General features: G+C 54.1%; 2 protein-coding genes. Both read right to left on the reverse strand.

What is annotated here, in order from left to right; all coding sequences use genetic code 11:
* Positions 1–749: hypothetical protein (locus tag MHN79_RS20810; protein ID WP_239174918.1), on the reverse strand; the 749-nt coding region annotated here is incomplete at its 3' end.
* Positions 750–871: 122 nt separating this feature from the next.
* A partial coding sequence (locus MHN79_RS20815) for a hypothetical protein (protein ID WP_239174920.1) occupies positions 872–1,205 on the reverse strand: 334 nt, incomplete at its 5' end.

The raw sequence follows: 1,205 nt of genomic DNA on the forward strand, positions 1-1,205 counted from the left end.
ACCGCCAGGCGCCCCGCCGCGTCATAAAATTGCGCGGACACGCTACCATCAGCATGCTGAGTGGCTATGCGCTGACCGATGGCGTTATACACATAGTGGGTTTCGCGCTTCGCCTCTGCTGGCGGAGTTAGGGTATGCTTAATCAGCGCGCCCTCATAACGCGGCCGGTAAGCTTGACGCGTGGTGACCCATTGGTCATCTTGAGCTTCTATCACTGCCATAAAGGCGCTGCGAACCTCAGCACTTTCAAGCGTGTCTTGATTGATGCCCATCGCCACCAGTGCCGCTTGGGCCTCTGAACTGAGTCGGCGTCTCCATTCATCCGAGGTGGTCACTATCACTTTAAACCCTGATTGGATCTGATTAGGGGCGGGCAGCAGTGCCACCTTGCCTATCGAGCCAGAGCCTCGCACAAGAAACTTATTAACATGCAGAATACGGTTATCGGGCTCCACCGCTTTCAAGTCCGCCGCCAAATCGCGCCTTATGGTGTGCCATTGACCATCAGTAACCTTACCCATTCCATGGGCTGCATACTCCTTATCATTCAAGCTTGGCGTCATTGTCTTGGGATGATACGTCAGGTAACGATGCCCTTTTTCAGTATGCACACTAACGTAGACTCGTATATCTTCTGAGAACTTCATGTCCCATTCAATCAGGCGCGCATCACTATTTTGCCAGCTGCCCCCTTCACTATCGGCCGCCAAACTGTACCCATTGTTTCGTTTGTCGCCTTTTAACACCATCACCTCGCCGCCATAGTCGGCATCAAAGGTGGGCGTCATCGTCGCCCCAGCAGGGTCATTGTCATAAATTTTCCACTTGTCGGTGGGGATTTGATTGGCGTCTTGATAAACGCGGCTCTGCGTCACATTGAGTGTCGCAAGGTGCGCCGGCCGCGGGTAAACTCACCTTCGCGATAATCATAGCCCCAAGAGACGGCCTCTAACGCCGGTTTTGCCAAGGCTACCGGTCCGCCCACGACTTCAGAGACCAGCTCACCGCGCTGGCTGAAGGTGCGGCGTGTGGTCACTCCAGCTTCATTGGTCACCAACACCTGACGACTGGCGTCCATATATTGACTGGTGGTGGTTTGCCCCTTAGCATTGGTGGTACTGGTGACCCGATTAAGGCCGTCAAATACTTGAGTGGTGCTGGTCTTTACCGCCAATTGACCGGTTTTCACCTTCCCCGTTAAGGTT

This window comes from Vibrio sp. Of14-4 (assembly GCF_022347625.1).
Lineage (GTDB): Bacteria > Pseudomonadota > Gammaproteobacteria > Enterobacterales > Vibrionaceae > Vibrio > Vibrio pristinus.